Below are 21393 nucleotides of genomic sequence, written 5' to 3'. Positions count from 1 at the left end.
CTCTCTTCCAAGCCGTCTGTTAGCTACGGAGCAGCTTGGCCTTTACTCCGACCGGACTTTCACCGGCAAGTTGTGCCTAGCTTGGCTAGGCGCGCAAGTCCTAGATTGCCGCTATTTATTGAACTATCGTACCCGTTAGCCATTCATGCAGCGCAATATCAGCGCTGCACCACAGAGGATGAAAATGGATTCCCCAGTCTATACTGCTTGTAGGGCTGGCGAAGAAGGTCGATAAGCTATGGTGCCATAGAGCCCAACCGTTAGTCTGACTCCGACCACCACGGTGCATCACAGAATGTCGCACCCGATATGGGTAGCACTTATGGGAGATTAATCCTTTTTTGGTTGTTGCACCAGCCTGGCCTTTACTTGTTGTCAGTAATCGTTTGCTCCAACTTATATGATTACTCACGTGGCTCAGCCTTTTTTTAAAAAGTTTAATGCTGGGTCTGTTTTCTTATGCTCTTTTACTGGTTTTGAGCCAATTTAATTTTCATGGGAGCATAATGACCAACTAAGAACTAGCTGTTTATTACCTAACACCATAAAGGTTTAGATAATCTTCAATCTTATTTTTTATAACCTTATCAATAACAATTTTCCCATCAATTTCACGATTATATAGGTATGTAAGGATATCTTCAATAGTTACAATGGCATTGGTTTCTATACCGTAGTCATCTTTCAGTTCTTGGAGCGTTGTTTTATTGCTAAGTCCCCTCTCTAATCGGTCAACTGAAACGATTAAATTAGAGATACTTACATTTGCAATACTCTGGAGTATCCCAATACTTTCCCGGACAGCAGTACCAGCGGTTATTACATCTTCAATAATTGCTATACGATCGTTAACTTTTGGGGTATATCCAATGATTACCCCACCTTCACCGTGATCCTTCTTCTCTTTCCTATTAAAACAAACCGATATATCTTTGTCATATTTGTTATATAAAGCAATAGATGTAGCAACCGATAAAGGAATTCCCTTATAAGCTGGTCCGAAAAGAACATTGGCTGATATATTGGGATTTGAATGTATACTATCAGCATAGTATTCTCCTAATGTAAAAAGTTGTTTCGCAGTTTGAAAGTTTCCTGTGTTTATCATGTATGGAGTCTTCCTACCGCTCTTTGCCACAAAGTCACCAAATATGAGAACTTCAGACCTTACCATAAATTCAATGAATTGACCCTTAATGCTCATACCTACAAAATGTGCCGCTTTAAAAATCTCATTTACTAAGGTGATTTTATCCATGTCTATTCCCTTTCAATATTTTCCCCAATTTTACCATAATAGGCTATTTTTTAACATGACAAAGCTGCCCTTTTGCTTAATAACCATAAAGAGCAGCTGCCGTGGCAAACTGCAACTTTCTGTTAAAGTAAAGTTTTNTATGTCATTTCGCATAACTGAACAAATTTTAAAGAATAAGGGATCCTCTGACTGCCGCTACAGCCGGAGAATCCCTATTAAAGTAACGTGCCCTTTAGGCCGCTGGGTCAACCGCACAACTAAGCTGGAACGTAGGTCAACCTGATCACCTTCTCGCCAATTCGATCGCTTGCCACGAGGCGCAGCGGCGGCCGCGGACCGGCGAAGAACGGCTTGCCGTGACCCAGCACGACTGGATGGAGATAGAGTCGATACTCATCAACGAGACCGAGCTCCGTTAGACTGTGGGCCAACTCCGGCCCGGCAACTTCAATCTCCCCCTCATGCTGAGCCTTCAGCCCACGTATGGCCGCTGCGAGGTCGCCCTCGATCAGAGAAGCGTTCGGACCGACGGACTTTAACGTCCTCGACACCACCCACTTCGGTTTGCTTTGCCACGCCGCTGCGTATTCCCGTTCCGGCGCATCCCATTCAAAATGGTCTCCGTCCCAATACCGCATGGTCTCGTACATGCGGCGCCCGTACAGGCTGCCCGCTAGGCCGCGCACGTCGTCGATGAAATGACGGAATAGCACGGGGTCGGGCTGAAATGCCGTGTGGTCGTGGTCGACGAATCCGTCCAAAGACTGGTTCAATGCGAAAACGATCTTTGCCATGCGACTGACTCTCCTCCCTGGTTTTCTTGCACATTCATCATCAAGATTACACGTTCCAAATGCAGCCTCCTTTATGTCTACATTTTATCATCCAACAGCATGTCCGGTTTCTCATGGATTGCTAATGTGCACAGTCCTGGCCTGACCGAATACAAATTTAATTTAACGAAGGATGTTAAATTAAACAATTCTGCCAGTTAGTTTAGCGATGTCGTCAGTCTACTACTTTATTATTTCAGTTTATTAAGACCTAAATTTATAAATTTCAGTCATAATAAAGGGTTCCGCATATTAGTCATGTATAATATGCGGAACCCTTTATATTAAACTATCGTTCCCCGTAACGTAACGAGGCTACCGATCTATGACGATAGCCTCGTTATTGTTGCTTATTGAGCAATAATTCCTCGTTAACGTAATCTCCAAATGACAACTTATATTTGCCGATCTACTTTGATGACTGCGATTTGTTTTATTTACCTGCTAGGGAAAGCAAGCCTCTTACTATGGTGTCAGGGTTATCGGAATTAATTAGGTTTATGATTCCTTGATTTTTCTCTATGTTATTGCTGTAGCGTTCTGTACTTTCGTGAACAATATCATCTAGTACCTTTTCGAAGGAATCGATTTCCTGCCATATTTGTTGAACAGATTCATTATTTGCGGTCGTAAGTTTTTCAAATGCATTAATTAAACTTTTCTTTGTTTGAATTTCTTTATCCGTTTGCTTTAGGATTCTTCGTCTATCTCTATACATGATGTAGTATTTTTTGAAGTTCTCCCTAGCCTCTGTAAGTGAATAGTCTTGATTCGGACCGCCCCAAACTTTGTCTGCATGGGGGTCATCTTGTCCATCATCCTCCCAATTACATAAACAACAAATTTCCCACCCCCGTCTTTCTTCTAGTGTGGGATAACCACAACAGGGACAATTATGCCGATTCATTTGACACTTACCTTTCCTTTTCAGATATCACTATTATTTGGGCTGACGAGGGGGCTAACTATAAATTATTTATGGCATAGTCTAGTATCTCTTCTCTAACATTCTTGGGTAATTCATATCTATCATATCTCAAAGCGTGAGGGCTTATTTCTACCTTTCTTCCTGCATCTGATTCTTTTTTTACAAAGTACTCTAACGCATCTAAAGGATTCGATGATTCCTTCAACAGAATAATCTTTAATTCCTCCAATAATTGATGTTGACTGATATCTTGAAACTTTAGCAGTCCATTAGTACTTTTATATTGTGTTTCGTAATTGCTATAATTTTCAATGACTTCCCAATCAGACCATTTTGATTGAAGTTCTTGAGATATGTTTGGAATATCATTAGCATGCCAAAACTCTAATCTTTTCGACATGATATCAATATGGAAGCCCCCCACAGGGAAATCCTTAGACCATTCATCTAAGGAAATACTTTTATAACCATAGGATTTATCTATTTTGTTAATCAAATCAGGTCCATATGATAAATAAACGTCTATTCCCCCACATAACGGAAACAGAAGTAATTCGTTTTGTGAGAACTTTAAACTTGCCACCGTATTAACCCAGTTCTTCTCTTCAGGTGGTGCTAGACTTAAATCATTTATATCATCTTCAGAACTTGTTAATACTTTTTCCTTAGGGTAACCAACATATGTTGCTAAATCTACTATGCCTTCGTAAGCCCATTGGATTTCCCATTCATGCCAAGTATTCCTCATAAGTTCTAAATAGAGATTCCTTAGTGGGATGTCGTGCAGTATATCCTCACCACCATAGAAAATTAATTTCTTTTTATCTAAATCAAGAATTGCCCCACCTTCTGCCCAAACATCATCTAACCATCCTGATTCATCAACCCTTGTCTGCATCTCGATAAATTTAATGGCATACTGTTCTCCCCAAAATAAATCTTTTGGCAGAGTGTTCGCACACCAGTGACTGTAATACAACTCGTAAGATTTATTCCTGACAATAATTAAATTCGCTCTTTGTCCCATTATTCCCACTCCGTTCAAATAGCTTTGCCCATAAGGATTAATATTCCATTTCCAAAAGAAAAACCCTTCCAACGGTAGGAAGGGTCTGAACACCAATACATCTTATTCTTAATCGTTCCTCACTAGTAGTGAACAGCACTCCACATGTGTCGTACGCGGAAACACTATTACTTTTCCAACTGAGACTTCATCGTTTATACCCCACAACTACTATTGGCTCGGCGTCCATCGATAGTCCCAGCTCTTCCTTTCATTTCCTGTCTAGTTAAGTTACGACTGTTTACTTTTGTAAACTTCATTAAAGAACTTTATTTTCCCATTAAAGAACTCTATTTTCCGTTAAAGAACTTTATTTTCCATTAAAGAACTTTATTTTCCCTAATCACAAACCCTTTCGATTCATCATTTCGTAACCGTTTAGTCAAAACTCGTTCAAATATGTTGTGAAAAATATCACATGTCACGTTTATAATAAATAATATAACCGTTTGGGTAATACAATAACATGTACTACAAAATAAGGAGCTGATGTACCATGATGTCCTACGATCCGGCCGTGTACAGCCGAATACTTACTGGGCTAACGCTGGGCTTTCATATTATTTTTGCGACCATCGGGGTCGGGGTTCCAGTTATGATTGCCATCGCTGAATTTCTAGGGATAAAGCGTAAAGACCCTCACTATACGCTGCTGGCTCGCCGCTGGGCGCGAGGCTTTGTAATCACCGTAGCCGTCGGTGTTGTTACCGGTACATCCATCGGTCTGCAGCTGAATTTATTATGGCCAAGCTTCATGCAGATTGCAGGTCAAGCCATTGCGCTTCCGCTGTTTATGGAGACATTCGCTTTCTTCTTCGAAGCGATCTTTCTTGGCATTTATTTGTATACATGGGATAGGTTCCGCAATCCTTGGACACATTTTATTATATCAATTCCAGTTATTATAGGATCCAGTGCATCCGCTTTTTTTATCACCATTGTCAATGCGTTCATGAACACTCCCCAAGGGTTCAAGCTGTCCGGTCGCACGATAATTGATATCGATCCGATAGTTGCTATGTTCAATCCTGCGACGCCTACCAAAACGGCACATGTACTCTCATCTGCCTATATGACCAGCGCATTCGTGCTTGCAGCTATAGCCGCTGTAGCACTGCTCGCCGGTAAACGTCACATCTACTATCAAAAAGCGCTGAAGCTGACGATGGTTTGCGGACTAATCTTCTCCTTATCTACCGCTTTTATCGGTGACTTGTCCGGCAAATTTCTGGCTGAGTATCAACCGGAAAAGCTTGCTGCAGCCGAATGGCATTTTGAGACTGCCGAGAAAGCCCCACTTGTTTTTGGCGGTGTATTAGGTGAAAACAATGAAATTCGCTATGCCTTAAAGCTGCCCTATGCTCTAAGTATACTGGCCTATGGCAAGCCGGATGCTGTAGTTCAAGGACTGAACGAAACACCAAAAGAGCTTCGACCGCCGCTTTATATTCATTATTTCTTCGATATTATGGTTACCATTGGCGGCTTATCGATTGTACTATGTATCGCATACTTATGGATCAACCGCAAATCGCGCCAAAACACAGGAAGGCCACTGCCTCGTTGGCTGCTTCGCTGCATTGTATGGTCAGGTCCGCTCGCCATGCTCGCCATTGAATGCGGTTGGATTTTCGCTGAGGCCGGTCGACAGCCATGGATTTTGCGCGGCTATATGAAAACCGTGCATGGTGCCACGACCTCTGCTAATGTGGACTGGATGCTGCTGCTTTTTTCCTTATTGTATATCGTACTTGGCTTCACCGTCTGGATCATACTTCGCCGTATGTTCCGAAGCTATACTCCTGAACAGGAATTGGAGCAGAATGGTATTGAAGGAGGCCCGCATAAATGAATATCGAGCTGATAGGAATTACCGTTCTCTGGATTTTTCTATATGGATATTTGATCGTTGCCTCTATCGATTTTGGAGCTGGTTTTTTCAGCTACTACAGCATGCTTACCGGAAGAAAGCATTTAGTGCATGGCATTATCGAACGCTACCTCTCCCCAGTGTGGGAAGTGACCAATGTGTTCTTGATCTTTTTTATGGTCGGGATGGTCGGCTTCTTTCCGGATACAGCTTATTACCTGGGTACTACGCTGTTAATTCCAGGCAGCATTGCTATCATACTGTTAGCCATTCGTGGCTCATATTATGCCTTTAGCACTTACGGTTCCAAGGATAATAAATTCTATATGCTGCTGTACGGAGCTAGCGGACTGCTTATTCCCGCCTCTTTATCCATAGTGCTGACGATCTCAGAGGGAGGTTATATCGAGGAAAAGGGCAATCAGGTAACATTGCTCTACAGCAAGCTTTTTACAAGTCCTTATGCCTGGTCTGTCGTTATTTTATCGCTCGTCAGTGTTTTGTTTATATCCGCAGCTTTCTTAACCTACTATGCTGACAAAGCAAAGGACTATAAGGCTATGGAAGTGCTGCGCGGCTTCGCTCTTGGATGGAGCATACCTACTATTCTTAGCAGTCTGCTTGTATTTTTCTCAATACAACGGCATAATCCTTGGCATTTTGAACAGATGCTTGATCTATCCTGGATGTTCGTGCTGTCATTCCTATGCTTCCTGGTCGCTACTTACCTGATTTGGCATCGCAAACGTCTCGGGTTAGCATTCCTGACGGTGATGCTGCAATTCGCATTGGCCTTCTTTGGATATGGGGCTTCACATTTACCTTATATCTTATACCCCATGATCTCGATCCATGAGAGCATCACAAGTCCAAGTATGGGGATTGCGCTGATAATTGCCTTTATAGCCGGACTAATGCTGCTTATTCCTTCCTTGTACTTGTTGATGCGGCTGTTCTTGTTTAACGCAAATTATGTTCAGGGCAAGCATGGGAAATAAGGTTATATAAATTATAAGAAAAGGCCATCCACAAGTCATCCTACTTGTTGGATAGCCTTTTTTTATTCAAATCAAAACCATTTCTTAGTCAAAATATACAGCTTTACCTGTTTTGGAGGATTCATAAATAGCCTCAAGAATTTCGGATACAACACAAGCTTGCTCAGGAGTTACAACCGGATCCTTATCCTGCTCAACGGCTTCAAGCCATAAGCGAGCCTCCAAATCGGCAGGACTTTCTTTCTTCCCATCGTAGAAATCTACGCCTTTAGCATCCAATTGGATCTGATTCATGTATAAGCGGCTGTGTTTTTCTCCGTTAATACGAAGACCATCCTGCATATCGGCACCGCCTTCTGTTCCGCACAAGGTTGTTTTGGCTTCACCTGTTTGCAGCATATTAATCGCCCAGCTGGACTCCAATACTATGGTAGCACCATTCTCCATAGTTATCATCCCGAAGGCGGAATCTTCAACGGTAAACTTTTCAGGATCCCAGGCTCCCCAGGCATTGGCTGAATTCGGTTTATGGGAAAGCTTGTGAAAAGCAGTTCCCAGCACTGCCTTAGGCTTATAATTGTCCATCATCCACAAGGTCAAATCCAGAGCATGGGTACCAATATCGATCAGCGGACCACCGCCCTGCTTCTCCTCATCCAGAAACACACCCCATGTCGGTACTGCGCGGCGGCGGATTGCATGTGCTTTCGCATAATACACCTCTCCAAGATCACCTTCGGCACAAATTGTTTTCAAATATTGGCTGTCCGAACGAAACCTGTTTTGATAACCGATCGTCAGTTTTTTGCCTGTACGTTTCGCAGCTTCCACCATACGTCTTGCATCTGCAGCTGTTTTGGCCATCGGCTTCTCGCACATTACGTGCTTATCGGACTCTAGAGCTGCAATGGAAATTTCCGCATGGGAATCATTCGGTGTACAAACGTGTACAATATCGATAGACCCGTCATTTAATAAATCCCGATAATTTTCATATACTCTAGCTCCCTCTACACCGAACTTATTCGCTGCATCATGGGCTTTGTTTACATCAATATCGCAAAAGGCGACCATTTCTGCATTGGGTTGATTTTTTAATGCGGGCATATGTTTGCCGTTAGCAATCCCTCCGCAACCTATAATTCCAATTCTAAACGTTTTCGACATATTTCTTGCTCCTCCTTCAGGATAAAAAGCAAATTTGTTTATCATTATGATCAAAATAACCTAGTCCTAGTATAGACAAGAAACCACCAAAAATATATTTCGAATCCTGTTAACCTTATATACGATTTTGGCTTATGCCCATTTCCCGGGAAATGGCCGCCTCAGGTTCAATTTTTTGCAAACGCAAAAAAGCCCCTTGAATGTTTCATTCAAAAGGCTTGCTGCTTAAGGTATTAATTTTTCTTCATATTCGTATTTGTACTGACCAATTTATAGCCGACACCACGAATCGACTCGATCTGCACGCTCTGCTGATTCATTTCGAGCTTCTTTCTTAATGAGCTTACATGCACATCTACCGTTCTTTGCCCACCGATGTAGTCGAAGCCCCATACGATGTTCATCAAATCATCCCTTGTTACAACAACACCTGGCCGCTGAACGAGATACAACAACACTTCGAACTCTTTAGGTCTAAGCGAGATTGATTCGCCATTCAGCATAACCTCGTATTTCTCAGGATAGATGTTCAGTTCACCAACAGTGATGACCTTCTCTCCTGCGGTATTCTTCTCTTGCAATTGTTCCTCTGACATCGTTCTGCGCAATACGGCAGACACACGTGCAAGCAGCTCAGCAACACCAAACGGCTTCGTAATATAGTCATCAGCGCCGTATTTAAGACCCTGTACAACCTCTTCTTCCGCATTGCGAGCAGTCAAAATAATGACTGGAGTCTTATTGCCCTTTTGCCTTAGCTTGGATAGAATCTCAAAACCATTAATCCCTGGAAGCATAATATCAAGAATAATTAAATCAAACGACTGCTGAAGAGCAATTTGAAGCCCATCGCTGCCGTGATCCACTACCTTCGTCTCATAACCGTCCTGCGATAAATTATAAGATAGCAGCCTTGCTAATGTAGGCTCGTCTTCAATAACTAAAATAGTTTGTGGCATGGGAATCCCCCGCTTTAATTTCTGTATACACCAATCATAGCATGACTAATGAATAATCGGCAATTCGATAATGAACTTCGACCCCATACCGACTTCACTTTCAACCCTAATTGACCCACTGTGCAGCTCAACCAAATGTTTGACGATGGACAGCCCTAAGCCGGTACCGCCTGAAACTCTTGACCGCGCTTTGTCCACCCGATAGAAACGTTCGAAGATACGCGGCAAATCCTTCTTTGGAATGCCAATACCGGTGTCTGAAATGGTCATACGAATTCTTTCATTTTCGGATGCGCCCCCTCCGCCAAGAAGAGAGTCCACCTTCACTTTTACTTTACCACCCTCAGGTGTGTAATTGATGCCATTGGATAACAGATTGATCATAATTTGCCGCAGCCGGTCCTCATCTGCTTCAATGTACAAATTCTCGTCTACTATCATATCGAGCTCAATCGACTTTTTGGACGCTTCCGAATTCATAACATGCAGACAATTGCCTACAAAGGTTTGCATATGAACCGGTGAAAATTGCAGCGGAATACGTTTCGACTCGATCTTGGACAACTCCAAAATATCACCGATAAGCCGGTTCAAACGCTCGCTTTCATCAAAAATAATTTGCAAAAACGACTTAGCGGTTTCTTTGTCGTTTAAGGCACCGGCAAGAAGCGTTTCCGCAAAGCCTTTAACTGCAGCGATCGGTGTTTTTAATTCATGGGACACATTCGCGACAAATTCACTCCGCATCCGCTCCAACCGCCGAACCGCAGTAATATCATGAAGCACTATCAAAACTCCTACCCATTCTTCCTCACCTAAAGACATAGGGCTTAAGTTAATTTCCAATATGCGCTCAGACGGGTAATAGAAAATCATTTCATCCCGGATATGCTCGTGAACGTCAAAACATTCCTGAATCAATTGGGTAAAGTCAAACTGCTGCTTCGCCTCGTCAAATTTTTTGCCCAGCAGCTCCTGGGATGAGAAGCCTAATATATCCTCTGCCGAACGATTCAGCAGCACGATTTTACCGTCACGGTCAATCATCATAACGCCGCTGATCATATTCTCCAGCACGCTTTTCAAGCGGCTTTCGTCCTCAATAATCCGGTTCATCTGCAGCTGCAGGCTGTCTGCCATTCGATTGATCGCATGCCCGAGCTGTCCAACCTCATCCTTTTTACGTCCATGAACGCGAGCCTTATAATTCATATTAGTAATTTGATGAGCTACCTTCGTAATCATTTCTATCGGCTTTGTAATGCTATAGGCCACACGAAAGCTAATTAATACAGCAAGCGCAAATACGACCAGCAGGCCAATTAGCAAACCCAGCCATACCTGTCTAATCGATGCTTCTACCTCAACCAAGCTCATAGCAAGGCGCACGTAGCCCTTGATTTGATCGTTTTCCTTGACCGGTATTGCCACATACAGCGTATTGCGGCCAACTGTGGCTGAATAGCGCGAATCCGAACCGACGGTACCATTGGTTCTTGCTTCGACAATTTCCTTGCGTTCTGAATGATTCTCCATATCAGCCGCTGCATGATCGGAATCGCCCAGAACCTTACCATCCGCACGAATGTAGGTAATGCGCGCATCAGCCGATTTCCTCAACCTGTTGGCTTGATCCGTGTAATATCGAATTTGCTCCTCATCCGACCCATTCTTATTCCAATCCAGAGTGACCAGAATAATTTTAAGCTCTCGCTGCATGTTCGCTTTCAAAGCTTCTATGTGCGAATCCTTCAGCATCTGAGCCATAAATAGACCTGCTATAAGGACGGAAGAACCGATCAGCACAATAAATATCAATGTAAGCCGGGCACGAAATTTATGCATCATACATTTGTCCCTTCACTTGAGGTTATATGAATAAATAGTTTACTCATTATCGTAGCTGTTCAATAGTTAGATAGCTAGTTTTTTTTTTGTAAAGGGAGTTAAGCTAAGGAAAACAATAGCGGGACTTTTTTTTCCTCTATCGTCTGGGAAACACAAAAAACAGAGGAAGTACGGAAGCAGCTGTTCCGTTATCCCTCTGTTTTAGCACATTAGCGCACCTATTTGCCCCAAATTTTAGGAGAAAACCGTTTCCTTCAATTGTGCAAGCTTTGCAAAAGAATCCTTTTCGACTTCCGCATGCAGACTGTTACCATGTGAGTCCATAGTTACGATTGCGGCAAAACCTTCCGTTTGCAAATGCCACATCGCTTCCGGAATACCGAACTCCATGAAGTCGACGCCTTCAACCTTTTTGAAGCATTCAGCATAATACTGAGCAGCTCCGCCAATCGCATTCAAGTAAACTCCGCCATGCTCCTTCAGCGCGGCTAACGTTTTGGCGCCCATGCCGCCTTTGCCGATAACAGCGCGGATACCGAATTTTTTAATAATGTCGCCTTGATAAGGCTCCTCGCGGATACTGGTGGTCGGGCCTGCTGCCTTGACATGCCATTCACCGTCAGCATCCTTGGCCATAACAGGTCCGCAGTGATAAATCGCTGCGCCATTCAAATCCAATGGAGCATCATGATCCATCAAATGTTTATGAAGAGCATCACGGCCTGTATGCATGATACCATTGATAATGACTACATCTCCAACGCGCAGCTCACGAATTTGCTCCTCTGAGATTGGCGTTTGCAGTACAACTTCTTTACGCTCGGCTTTTTCAGTGGAAACTGCTGCTTCCTGATTCATAGGAACCGTTTCTCCGGTTCTGTAAACCCATTCCTTAATATCGCCGCTGTTTGAATCAAGCAGCACGCCTTGTCTGCGGTAAGCCCAGCAATTATAAGCAACGGAGACGAAGAAGCTCGCTGGAAGACGGTTCATAACGCCTACCTTACACCCAAGCAGAGTAACTTGACCTCCAAAGCCCATAGTTCCGATACCAAGCGAATTCGCATTGCCCATAATGTAGTCCTCAAGCTTGCGCAGCTCTTCAATGGGATTCACATCGTCAACATGGCGAAACAGCTGATGTTTAGCTAGCTCATAGCCTGTCGTCCGGTCACCGCCTATGCCTACTCCGATGAATCCCGCGCTACAGCCTTGACCTTGAGCTTGATAGATTGAATGCAGAATGCACTTACGGATTCCATCTAGATCACGGCCTGCTTTGCCCAAGCCTTCAATCTCCATCGGCAAGCTGTATTGAATATTTTTATTCTCACAGCCTCCACCTTTTAAGATCAGCTTCACTTCGACATCATCTTTTTCCCATTGCTCAAAATGAACAACCGGAGTTCCGGGGCCCAAGTTATCTCCTGTATTAGCGCCTGTTAAGGAATCAACGGAATTGGTACGAAGCTTGCTATCCTTAGTTGCTTGAGCTACCGCCGCCAAAATTTGTTTCTTCATGACAATTTGGTTAGCGCCTACAGGACAATGTATAATAAAGGTCGGCATCCCCGTGTCTTGACAGATAGGTGAGACATTGCATTCCGCCATATGAATGTTATTAGCAATAGTTGATAAGGAAAGCGCAGAACGCGTTCCTGCGTCCTCCCGGATTTTAGCGGCTTGAATCGCTTCGCGGACATCAGCCGGAAGGTTCGTAGATGTTTCTACAATCAGTTTATAGACACTTTGTTGGAATTGCTGCATGAATAAAAACTCCTCTCAAAATGATAAGCCCGGCTTCCATACCGGACGAATTATGCATAGGTATATAATAGCATAATCCGACATGTTCAAAAACCGTGAAAATGGGGCGGTTTTGCGGCTTTATTTGGCAGCTCACCTTATCCCTTCGGTTTCCATAAACATTTCGATATTCTACTGTTCTCACAGAAGGAATCCTTACCTCGGACCTAGAATATGTTTTCTTACCTACTAGGAAATTTCGACTACCAGATAAGGAGTTACGATTGCAGATGAACAAACTCATTCTAAAAGCAGCGGCCCTCAGTATTCTCGGCCTTAGTATCATCCTACCGTCTCTTTATGCAGCCAATTCCAGCGTTATTTTTAAAGATCAAGTTGCTGTTATTATGTATCATCATGTTGATGACGAAGCGAAGAGCTCCGGGACCGTTACCACCCAGCTTTTTAAGGATCAATTGTCTCTGTTAAAAAATAAAGGCTATCAATTCATAACGCTCCAGCAGTTTAAGGAATTTATGCAGGGCGCTTCGGTTCCACATAATGCAGTGCTTGTAACCTTTGACGATGGCTATGAGAGCTTCTATACAAATGCTTATCCCATACTTAAAAGCATGCGCATTCCTGCGGTCAATTTTGTTATTACCGGAGATTTGGAGGATCCATTAGCCAGCTACATTCCGTCCATGTCCCGCGATGAAATTATTGAGATGACAAGTGACACTAATTTTATAGATCTTCAATGCCACACCAACAGCATGCATCAAAAATTACCTGACGATAGCGCCATGCTGGTAGGACGGATCATCACTAACGGCACAAATGAAACGGAAGATGAATATAAACAAAGGGTTCTTAGCGATACGGGACAATGCGTCACTAAGCTCAGCGAGCTGTATCCGGAGCCTATCGATTCGTATGCATATCCTTTTGGCATTTATGACAAGCTATCCTCCCAATACATTCAACAGGCCGGAATGAGATTCGCTTTTACCATTGTACCGGAAATGGCTACGAGAGACCTGGAGCCTTTGCAAATCCCCAGGATCAATGCAGGTAACAGCGCTATTTCACCGGAAGGCTTAGAAACTTCTATCAGGCGAAGAGTCGTTGCGACCAATCATCCATTTAACGAAGTACCTCTAATGGACACCATGAGCCAATTGGGCGGCAAAGCTTCTTTAACCAATAAAAATCAAATACAAATTCAATATCAGAACACCACATGGGTAGGCTCCGTAAACAGTCAGAAGCTGACTTCACTTACCGGAGGCAAGACCATTAATCTGCAAAAGCCGCTTTATATGAAAAATAATGTAGTTTATATCGGCCTGAAAGATTTGGAAACTGCTATCGGCGTACAAATTGTGTATAATCCAACCGTACAGAGCTTTTCCGTACGCCAAACACCTGTAATAAAAAAATAATTAAATCTCCGATGTTAAAAAATCAGATAGGATGAGACACGATGGATAGTCATTTTTTCGCTTATATGTACAGATTGCGCTACATTGAACGCTGGAGCCTGATGCGCAATGTAGTGAAGGAGAACGTTGCCGAGCACTCTTTTCATGTAGCCATCTTAACCCATGTGCTGTGCACAATTGCCAACGAAGTTTATGAGAGAAACATCCCAACGGACCGAATCGTCAGCATGGCGCTGTTCCACGATGCAACCGAAGTATTTACAGGAGATATACCTACGCCGGTAAAGCATCATAATCCCAAAATATTAGCTAATTTTCGAGATATAGAACAGCTGGCCGCGGAGCGTATGCTCGATATGATTCCTGATAAGCTGCGTCCGGTATATGAGCCATTGATCGATACGAAGACCGGTGAAAACAACGAATTAAAGAAATATGTAAAAGCGGCCGATTTACTCGATGCTTACTTGAAATGTGTGACGGAGCTATCGGCCGGCAATAAAGAATTCGGAAGCGCCAAGAAGCAGATTGAGCAATCGATCCAACAGATGAACATGCCGGAGATGCAGTATTTTCTCGATAACCTGGCACCTAGTCTGGAGAAAACTTTGGATGAATTGTCGGAAGAATAGGTTGGGGCTTTCTCAAAAGGGCTTTGTAAAATTTCAGCCTCTACCTTATTTGTTTTAGTTGGTAGCCAAAATAACCTTCACTTCAACTTTTAGTTGGCTGGAAGGTTATTTTTGGCGTGTTTTTGGATTTGTTTTAAAGGCAGCTCGATAGCAACCTCCCGCTCCCATTTGTAGAAAGCTGTAGTTTAGGTTCCGCCGCGGCTAAAAGGCGACCATCATCATTCCATTGTCCATATACTTTATTTGCACGGGTATGTTCAATAAATTTTTTCAATCGTTTATGATACAACTCTGCATCGGACTGCACGGACTGGATATTGTCGATCCTGATTCTAACATATAGTTCTGGCAAGGCTTGAAAATTGCGATAAAGCTCTTTATCCTGACGCAATTCCAATAAAATAGCTTCATGAATCACAAAAGATTCGACTTTCATATCTGGCAATACTTTTTTTCCTGCTTCTGTCATTAAGCCTAATTTGTCTAACCGTCGGACACGTTCCTTATTGAGCTCTGACCAGTTGCTGTTTTTCTTTCTGGGTGAAAATCGTTGCCCCGTTTGAATGTCATCCAGTTTTTTGCGCGTGCTGTCAATCCATCCAAAACACAGAGCTTCTTCAACAAAATCCAAGTAGCTTACTGGATGATTTGTAGTTGTTATTAACCAACAATAATCTTCAGTACTGTGATGGTCACTTAACCACTCTCGCCATTCTTGTCGAGTGCGAGCTTGCACTTGTTTATCTATTACCATTACCCAGGTCACCTTCAGTTCTGAGATTCAGGATTTCCAAATAATGCGGATTGTACATAATACCTAATACATTACCAAATGGGTCCGTGACGGAAGCCGTAATGAATCCTGAATCACCACGGTGAGTGAGCGGTTCGTATTCTTCAGCTCCCATGGCCTTCAAACTCCTAAGTGTTGCTTCTATATCATCAACATGCCAGTACATGACGGCACCACCGGGGCCAGCTGCTGCACGCGCAGGAGCGAACCGGCGATCGATCAGACCCAGTTCATGCTGGTAATCTCCAAGGCGAAACTCGGCATAGGCTAGCCGCCCATCTGGTCCTGAGCGTTCGAAGTAAGGCGCAATGCCCAGCAGCTCCGAGTACCACGCCTTTGCCGCCTCCATATTATCCGCCCAGTAGCTGATAGTCGCAAATCCTCGCAATGTTTGTTTTTGGCTCATACTTAATTTCCCCCTAAGGCAATTATTATCGGCTCACTATTGTTATTATAAGCAACCTATGCTGACACCTATATGTCAGTGTTTCAAAACTTCTTCAACTATTCTACCCATTCGTAAATGACGTATAGTCAGTCTAACGCTCATGTTCTTAAGCTCCCCCCTTATGTCTAACTGGAAAACATCCCGCTAATTCTGGGCCATATCGGTCCATTTATGTAAATAACTGTAAACGTCCCGTTAATCTTCCTCCTCACAGAAAAATGAACCAATATTACCCATTTTAGATGGAGCTTTTCCCTTTATATCCCAAAATGATGGCGCGAAGGCAAAATTAGCTCCGGAAATTCCAGTTAAACCCATTCGCTGCCCTCGCTTCAAAAGATCTGGATTTTGATTCTTATTAATTTCAATATTATCCGGCTGCACAGTCCTTGCAGAAAGATCGCTTGTCAAGGTTGTGGAATCAAGTGAAAAAAGCAGGTGGCACTTCACGGCCACCTGCTTTTCCTATTTGTATATATGTCAGCGAACTAGCTTTTCTTAGTTAATAAATCCCTCAAATTGCAGGAACCGTTTGAGCATCACAGCTGCCTCTGCACGTGTTGCATTGGCTTGAGGTACAAACGTCGTATCCGTCTGTCCATTAATCAACACCGCATCCACTGCTTGTGCTGCGGCCTCTTGTGCCCATGCACTGATTATGCCCTGGTCGGTAAACTTCGCGAGCAACTGCTTTGTTTTTCCACTGGTATCGTTCGTTTTACCTGCGATAGTCATGGCTCTTGTAATCATTAGCGCCATCTGCTCACGAGTGATCGGAGCGTTTGGTCTAAACGTCCCATCCTCGAAGCCTGTAACGATCCCCGATTGCGCTGCCTCTACGATCGCGCTTGCATACCAGTCCTTGCTATTAACATCTGAGAACTTCGATGAAGGATCAGCATTCAATCCTAAAGCGCGGACAAGCAGAGAGGCAAACTCAGCACGGGTAATTGAATTTCCCGGTTCAAATGCCGTATCCGTCAAGCCTTTCACCAAGAGCTTGGATGCCAACAGCTCAACGTCCGCTTTTGCCCAATGACCGTTCAGATCGGCAAAGGTTTTGCTTGACTGCACGACTGTATAAATACTATTTGAATGGTTCTTGATCGTGACTTGAGTGTTTCCGTCCACCACATTAAATACCGCAGGCACGAACGTCATTTCTCCTGTAGTCGGGTTATAAAGCACGGCAGTCGCTTTAGTTGAGTCTACCGTTTGCGGAATCACGATTATTCTAGAAACATACGTATGATTAAACTGGTCAATGGAAACCACATTACCTTTAGCACTAGCAGTAATCTTGAAATCAAGGACTTTCGCTTGATCACCGCCAATTAACGTGAGTCCGGCTGCATTGGCTTTTTGCAGGATCTGCTCCCCGATAGCTCCGGAAACTTTTTCAATCGCTAATGTGATTTGCATATCCTTTATGTCTACACCAAGGCTTTTCGCAACAGCGCCTGCATCGATCACTTTAATAGGCAAATTGTAGGTGGCCAAATCAGTCTTAATGGAAATGACCGTTTGAGGTGCAGATTGATTGCCGCTTTGAATAGCGCTGCTAGGTATCTCCACCTTTATTGCGGAACCGCTGCCTTTAACCTCCAGCGTGATTTTCTGTTCGCTTGGATTTTTACCTTTTATTGCTTCGATTGCCTTATTCAACCCGGCTGCATCCACAGTAACATGTTGAATTATACGCCCATCGCCTGTTTTTTCTTCTTTAACGGTAATAGATCCGCTATCCATTTTTCCAACTTCTGCATTTGAAGCATTCTCAGTGCTTTGGCTGCCAGCTGCCGGGCTTGAGGAAGAGGAGCTATGGCTATAAGCAAGTGTTACTGCATTTACGCTAAGTGCTGCGCTTTGATTTCCTGCCTGATCCATTGCGACGACTTTAAACGTGTAATTGGTTCTTGGCGTTAAACCCGAAACCGAATAGGTCGTTCCAGTTACGGTGCCCATCAGCGTATCACCATTGTAAACTCGGTATTCTTTTACGCCTACATTATCTGTTGCCGTCGGCCAGCTTAATAGCATTCCTGTTTGATTAACATTGGAATAGGAAAGAGCTGCATTACTCGGCCAAACCGGCGATGTTAAATCAGCCCCAGGCGTTGAAACTACATTTACCTTATAGTTCTGTCTGGTGCCATTCCCTGCTTCTACCGTGTAAACAACCGGAGCCGTAAAGTTGTTAGCTGTAACTCCACTCACCTGAGTCGTGGAACCCACTCTCACTTTTGTTCCCGTGGTGGTGAATGTTGCAGCCAAATTGGATACATTTGTATCGTAAGGTACCGTAAGTTTGATCTCCGTCCCATCGATCGTTCCGTTAACTTCCGGATTCAAACCTTTGAAGCTGAACTGAGTAAGTCCTTTTTGATTCAGATCGAAAAGAGGTTCCCCTGTTAATTTGAAATCGTCAATGTTCATGTAACCACTACTGCTTTTATCCAATCTTAGTCTGAATAAAAAGTTAGGATTGCCATCGGCTCTGGCATCGTTAATAGAAAATGTAAACGGATAATTGCCGTAAGTATCCGTCAGCTTGGTGTGGCTGCTGTCACGGGTTAGTTTATTTGCCACGTTCCAAATAGCTCCGCCGTCTATTGACCATTCTGAATACAGATTATAAGTTACCGTTTGATCTTGAGTCCTTGCTGCGAAAGAGCCAGAAATATTTTTATAATTGTTCAAGCTTATCGGTATTGTCACGGTAGAACCGAAAACCGTATCCTTTACCAGCCTTAAGGCCGCTGGCATGGATCTCGTATGCTGGGAGTTGCCGTCCTTGATAAAAATACGTGCCGTGGATTTTATCGTGCCATTGTCATTAAACCCGCTGTACCATGTGAGTGGTTTCATCTCAGATACAGCTTGAGGCATTGGCTTTATCAAGTCGAACAAAGTTTTACTGCTATCTTTTAACAGGTCTATATCTATGCTTGGATCGTTTCGGTAATCACTGAATCCTGTTTCATAGATGGTAACCGGCAGTCTGTTCGGTAAAACATTCACTTTGATTGTATAGCTCCTGCTTGTACCTGATGGTGATAACACTGTATAAACAACCGGATTTGTGAAATCATTCGCCGTAATGCCGCTTTCCTGCACTATGGAACCGACTTTGACGTTTTGACCGGAGGTTTTAAAAGTAGTGACCAAACCTCTTACATCGGTTCCATTAGGCACATCCAGTGTGATTTCATCGTTATGGATCGTTCCCGTAACAGGCACATACAGACCTTGAAAACTGAATGTAACCAATTCTTTACGCGGAGCGGGACCCATGTTACCAGGAGCAATCAAATTTACGCGATGTGTATTTATTTGTGCACCGAGCATTATTTCTGCCGCACTCCATAGCTTATCGTCTCCGTACTTAACGGCAGCTTCCCGCAAATATCTTGCAAAGGCACTTTCATCTTCGTCACGGAGCTCATCATAAGGCCATTGTGAAAAATCAATAATATAAGGCGCTATAAAACCATATGCATTGCGGATGCCATCTTCGGAATTCCAAAGATCAACCCCGACTTGATCACCCAAAATCGACAACATGGAGAAAGGAATTAGGTTAAATAAAAAATAATGAAACGGACGCGTTCTTCTCAATTCCTCCGGCATCGTCCCATCATCCATGATTTGGGCTGAAATGCGAGGGATTGCCGTCGTTTGCAAGTAAGTTTTGGCATCATCTCGTTTGCCTAAATACATCAAATAGTTGACGAATTGCGCATCATACCATGTACCGTGATTATTTATCGTCGCTTTTTCTGCTTGTGCCAGCGGACTTGTTTGTAACCAATCAACGTATTGCATTAACCAGCTTTTGAAACTTAGCGTATCCGAACTCGTCCAGCTGGCTGAATTAGAAATAAGCTCAATAGCATCAATAATTTCAAACAACTTATCGGATTCCAGTACGCCTTCCTTCCGTCCGTTCTCAGCCCCTCCTACGCCTTGAGCATAATTCATATTCGGATTCATTTTCGTATTCGGGTCGATAAACCATGTTTTTAGCAGCAGGGCCGCACGTTCAGCGTATTTGCTGTCATTAGTATAATAATAGGCAAGAGAAAGCGTAGAAACCGTTGTTCGCAGCAAAGTGAAGCTTTGCTTGTCATATTTATCGGTAAGCCCTTCCGGATTGGTTTCTCCATCTCTATTTATATACGGCAATCCATCAGGCTTGGTTGGATCCGGCCACCAGTAAGGTGCCGCGCTCCAATAATCGTGTTGATTACCACTGGGAGGAGTCCCCGTCTTGTTCATGACCGAATAAGGACCATTGGTCATAGCTACCTCTGCGTCCATAATCAATTGATTTACAGCTGCCGAATAATCGGTATTGCCGGGAGTCATAACCTTATTTTTAACCGCTTTCAGCTGGCCCGAATTAAATAATTGAGTGTTCGGGTACATATCCGGCTTAACGGATACAACTACATTGGAGCTGTTCTTACTATCGGTTGTTACTGTTTGAATAGCGAAAGTGTATGCCTGGTTAGCATTCAAATTCGTAAACGTTGCGGATTGCTGTCCCTTATTAACAAGGACAGACCTGCTTCCGTCCGATAGGTCATAGACCTTAACCTTATCGAAGTCCAAATAAACTGCGCTAAGGACAGGATCCGTCCATTGGATCGTTGCTGTACTATTAGCTCTAGATACGAATGCTGAGGTAACTGGGGCAGGCTCGGTTGGACCTCCCTCATTGTAAAGCTCAAATTCGCTTAATTGAAAATTTGGAGATTGCGTGCTAAACAAGAACGTTACTCTTACATATTGCGCAGTTACAGTATTATTTAATTTTACCATTTCCGTCCTAGCTGAAGTTCCCTTATTTGTTACCGTATCTTCATAAGCTTTGGTCCAGGAAGTGTTATTATTCGAATACTCAATCCTGACTTTACTCACACCATTACTTAAAGCCATTTGGAAAACGGCTTTATTAAATGATTTTGCAGCTCCTAAATTAAGAGCAAACCAAGCCCCATTTCCAGTTGGTTCACGCTCTGAAGAATTTGGCTGCCAATACGTCGAGATCAAGCCATCGTATACATTTGAAGCAACTCCAGCTGTTGCCTGAGTACTATAACCGGCCAACTTTGCCCCTAGCACCAAATTGTCCGAAGCCGCATTAGCAGTCGGAACAAACAAGCCTCCAGCCTGTCCAAGTACAGACAATACCAATAAAATGGAAAGAAGGCCACTTATTTTACTTTTAAATCGTCGTAATACATTCACTGATATCAACCCCTTTTTATTATAAAACGCTTTCAAAAATAATCTTAACAAATTCTAATTGTATTTATTTGCGGAATCATTTCGTAATTTTGCGGTATTCAGAAGGAAAATGGTTTTTTATATGGAACTGTAACTAAATGAATTGGAAA

Annotated in this window: 16 protein-coding genes; 4 read left to right on the top strand and 12 right to left on the bottom strand. The window is 43.3% G+C overall.

What is annotated here, in order from left to right; genetic code table 11:
• Positions 1 to 532 precede the first annotated feature (532 nt).
• The 4 genes from pyrE to ACFQ0C_RS11380 all read right to left on the bottom strand — a co-directional run bounded on the left by pyrE (position 533) and on the right by ACFQ0C_RS11380 (position 4046).
• Positions 533 to 1258 carry an orotate phosphoribosyltransferase gene (gene pyrE / locus ACFQ0C_RS11395; RefSeq protein WP_379366808.1) on the bottom strand — a complete coding sequence of 242 codons (726 nt, stop codon included), beginning with the start codon at positions 1256 to 1258 and terminating at the stop codon, positions 533 to 535.
• A 257-nt stretch (positions 1259 to 1515) separates the two neighbouring features.
• Positions 1516 to 2052, bottom strand: a complete 537-nt coding sequence (locus ACFQ0C_RS11390) for a dihydrofolate reductase family protein (protein ID WP_209979975.1) — start codon at positions 2050 to 2052, stop codon at positions 1516 to 1518.
• Between the two features lie 472 nt (positions 2053 to 2524).
• Complete coding sequence (locus ACFQ0C_RS11385; protein ID WP_379366805.1) at positions 2525 to 2998, bottom strand: CPCC family cysteine-rich protein; 474 nt, start codon at positions 2996 to 2998, stop codon at positions 2525 to 2527.
• A gap of 58 nt (positions 2999 to 3056) precedes the next feature.
• Positions 3057 to 4046: a hypothetical protein gene (locus ACFQ0C_RS11380; RefSeq protein WP_379366803.1), complete on the bottom strand. Its 990-nt coding sequence runs from the start codon at positions 4044 to 4046 to the stop codon at positions 3057 to 3059.
• Positions 4047 to 4581: 535 nt separating this feature from the next.
• Here ACFQ0C_RS11380 and ACFQ0C_RS11375 point away from each other — a divergent pair.
• Together ACFQ0C_RS11375 and ACFQ0C_RS11370 are read left to right on the top strand one after the other, a co-directional pair.
• Positions 4582 to 5937 (top strand): cytochrome ubiquinol oxidase subunit I, encoded by a 1356-nt coding sequence (locus ACFQ0C_RS11375; RefSeq protein ID WP_379366801.1) that lies wholly within the window; start codon positions 4582 to 4584, stop codon positions 5935 to 5937.
• Entirely contained in the window at positions 5934 to 6953 is a 1020-nt protein-coding gene (locus ACFQ0C_RS11370) for a cytochrome d ubiquinol oxidase subunit II (protein WP_379366799.1), read from the top strand. Before ACFQ0C_RS11375 ends, ACFQ0C_RS11370 begins: the two co-directional genes overlap by 4 nt.
• Before the next feature lie 84 nt (positions 6954 to 7037).
• Here the strand turns inward: ACFQ0C_RS11370 and ACFQ0C_RS11365 are convergent, their stop codons facing one another.
• The 4 genes from ACFQ0C_RS11365 to ACFQ0C_RS11350 all read right to left on the bottom strand — a co-directional run bounded on the left by ACFQ0C_RS11365 (position 7038) and on the right by ACFQ0C_RS11350 (position 12694).
• Positions 7038 to 8120 carry a Gfo/Idh/MocA family protein gene (locus ACFQ0C_RS11365; protein WP_379366797.1) on the bottom strand — a complete coding sequence of 361 codons (1083 nt, stop codon included), beginning with the start codon at positions 8118 to 8120 and terminating at the stop codon, positions 7038 to 7040.
• Between the two features lie 233 nt (positions 8121 to 8353).
• Positions 8354 to 9079 carry a response regulator transcription factor gene (locus ACFQ0C_RS11360; RefSeq protein ID WP_258216255.1) on the bottom strand — a complete coding sequence of 242 codons (726 nt, stop codon included), beginning with the start codon at positions 9077 to 9079 and terminating at the stop codon, positions 8354 to 8356.
• Positions 9080 to 9124: 45 nt separating this feature from the next.
• Positions 9125 to 10924, bottom strand: coding sequence for a two-component system histidine kinase PnpS (pnpS, locus tag ACFQ0C_RS11355; protein WP_379366810.1), 1800 nt, complete (start codon positions 10922 to 10924; stop codon positions 9125 to 9127).
• A 237-nt stretch (positions 10925 to 11161) separates the two neighbouring features.
• Complete coding sequence (locus ACFQ0C_RS11350; protein ID WP_379366795.1) at positions 11162 to 12694, bottom strand: fumarate hydratase; 1533 nt, start codon at positions 12692 to 12694, stop codon at positions 11162 to 11164.
• A gap of 269 nt (positions 12695 to 12963) precedes the next feature.
• Between ACFQ0C_RS11350 and ACFQ0C_RS11345 the strand changes: the two genes are divergently transcribed.
• Together ACFQ0C_RS11345 and yfbR are read left to right on the top strand one after the other, a co-directional pair.
• Complete coding sequence (locus tag ACFQ0C_RS11345; protein ID WP_379366793.1) at positions 12964 to 14118, top strand: polysaccharide deacetylase family protein; 1155 nt, start codon at positions 12964 to 12966, stop codon at positions 14116 to 14118.
• Positions 14119 to 14159: 41 nt separating this feature from the next.
• Positions 14160 to 14750, top strand: a complete 591-nt coding sequence (gene yfbR / locus ACFQ0C_RS11340) for a 5'-deoxynucleotidase (protein ID WP_258216251.1) — start codon at positions 14160 to 14162, stop codon at positions 14748 to 14750.
• A gap of 133 nt (positions 14751 to 14883) precedes the next feature.
• On the opposite strand, the gene ACFQ0C_RS11335 is transcribed toward yfbR, so the two are convergent.
• The 4 genes from ACFQ0C_RS11335 to ACFQ0C_RS11320 form a co-directional block, all read right to left on the bottom strand.
• Positions 14884 to 15504 carry a YdeI/OmpD-associated family protein gene (locus ACFQ0C_RS11335; protein ID WP_379366790.1) on the bottom strand — a complete coding sequence of 207 codons (621 nt, stop codon included), beginning with the start codon at positions 15502 to 15504 and terminating at the stop codon, positions 14884 to 14886.
• Positions 15491 to 15949, bottom strand: coding sequence for a VOC family protein (locus ACFQ0C_RS11330; protein WP_379366788.1), 459 nt, complete (start codon positions 15947 to 15949; stop codon positions 15491 to 15493). Before ACFQ0C_RS11330 ends, ACFQ0C_RS11335 begins: the two co-directional genes overlap by 14 nt.
• A 237-nt stretch (positions 15950 to 16186) precedes the next feature.
• Positions 16187 to 16441: a hypothetical protein gene (locus ACFQ0C_RS11325; protein ID WP_379366786.1), complete on the bottom strand. Its 255-nt coding sequence runs from the start codon at positions 16439 to 16441 to the stop codon at positions 16187 to 16189.
• 48 nt (positions 16442 to 16489) lie between these two features.
• A complete protein-coding gene (locus ACFQ0C_RS11320) occupies positions 16490 to 21244 on the bottom strand; it encodes an alginate lyase family protein (protein ID WP_379366784.1) in 4755 nt (1584 codons plus the stop codon).
• Positions 21245 to 21393 lie beyond the last annotated feature (149 nt).

The sequence above is a fragment of the Paenibacillus sp. GCM10027630 genome (assembly GCF_042676305.1).
In the GTDB taxonomy this organism is placed as follows: Bacteria; Bacillota; Bacilli; order Paenibacillales; family NBRC-103111; genus Paenibacillus_S.
This window is presented reverse-complemented; position numbering and strand designations above follow the sequence as displayed.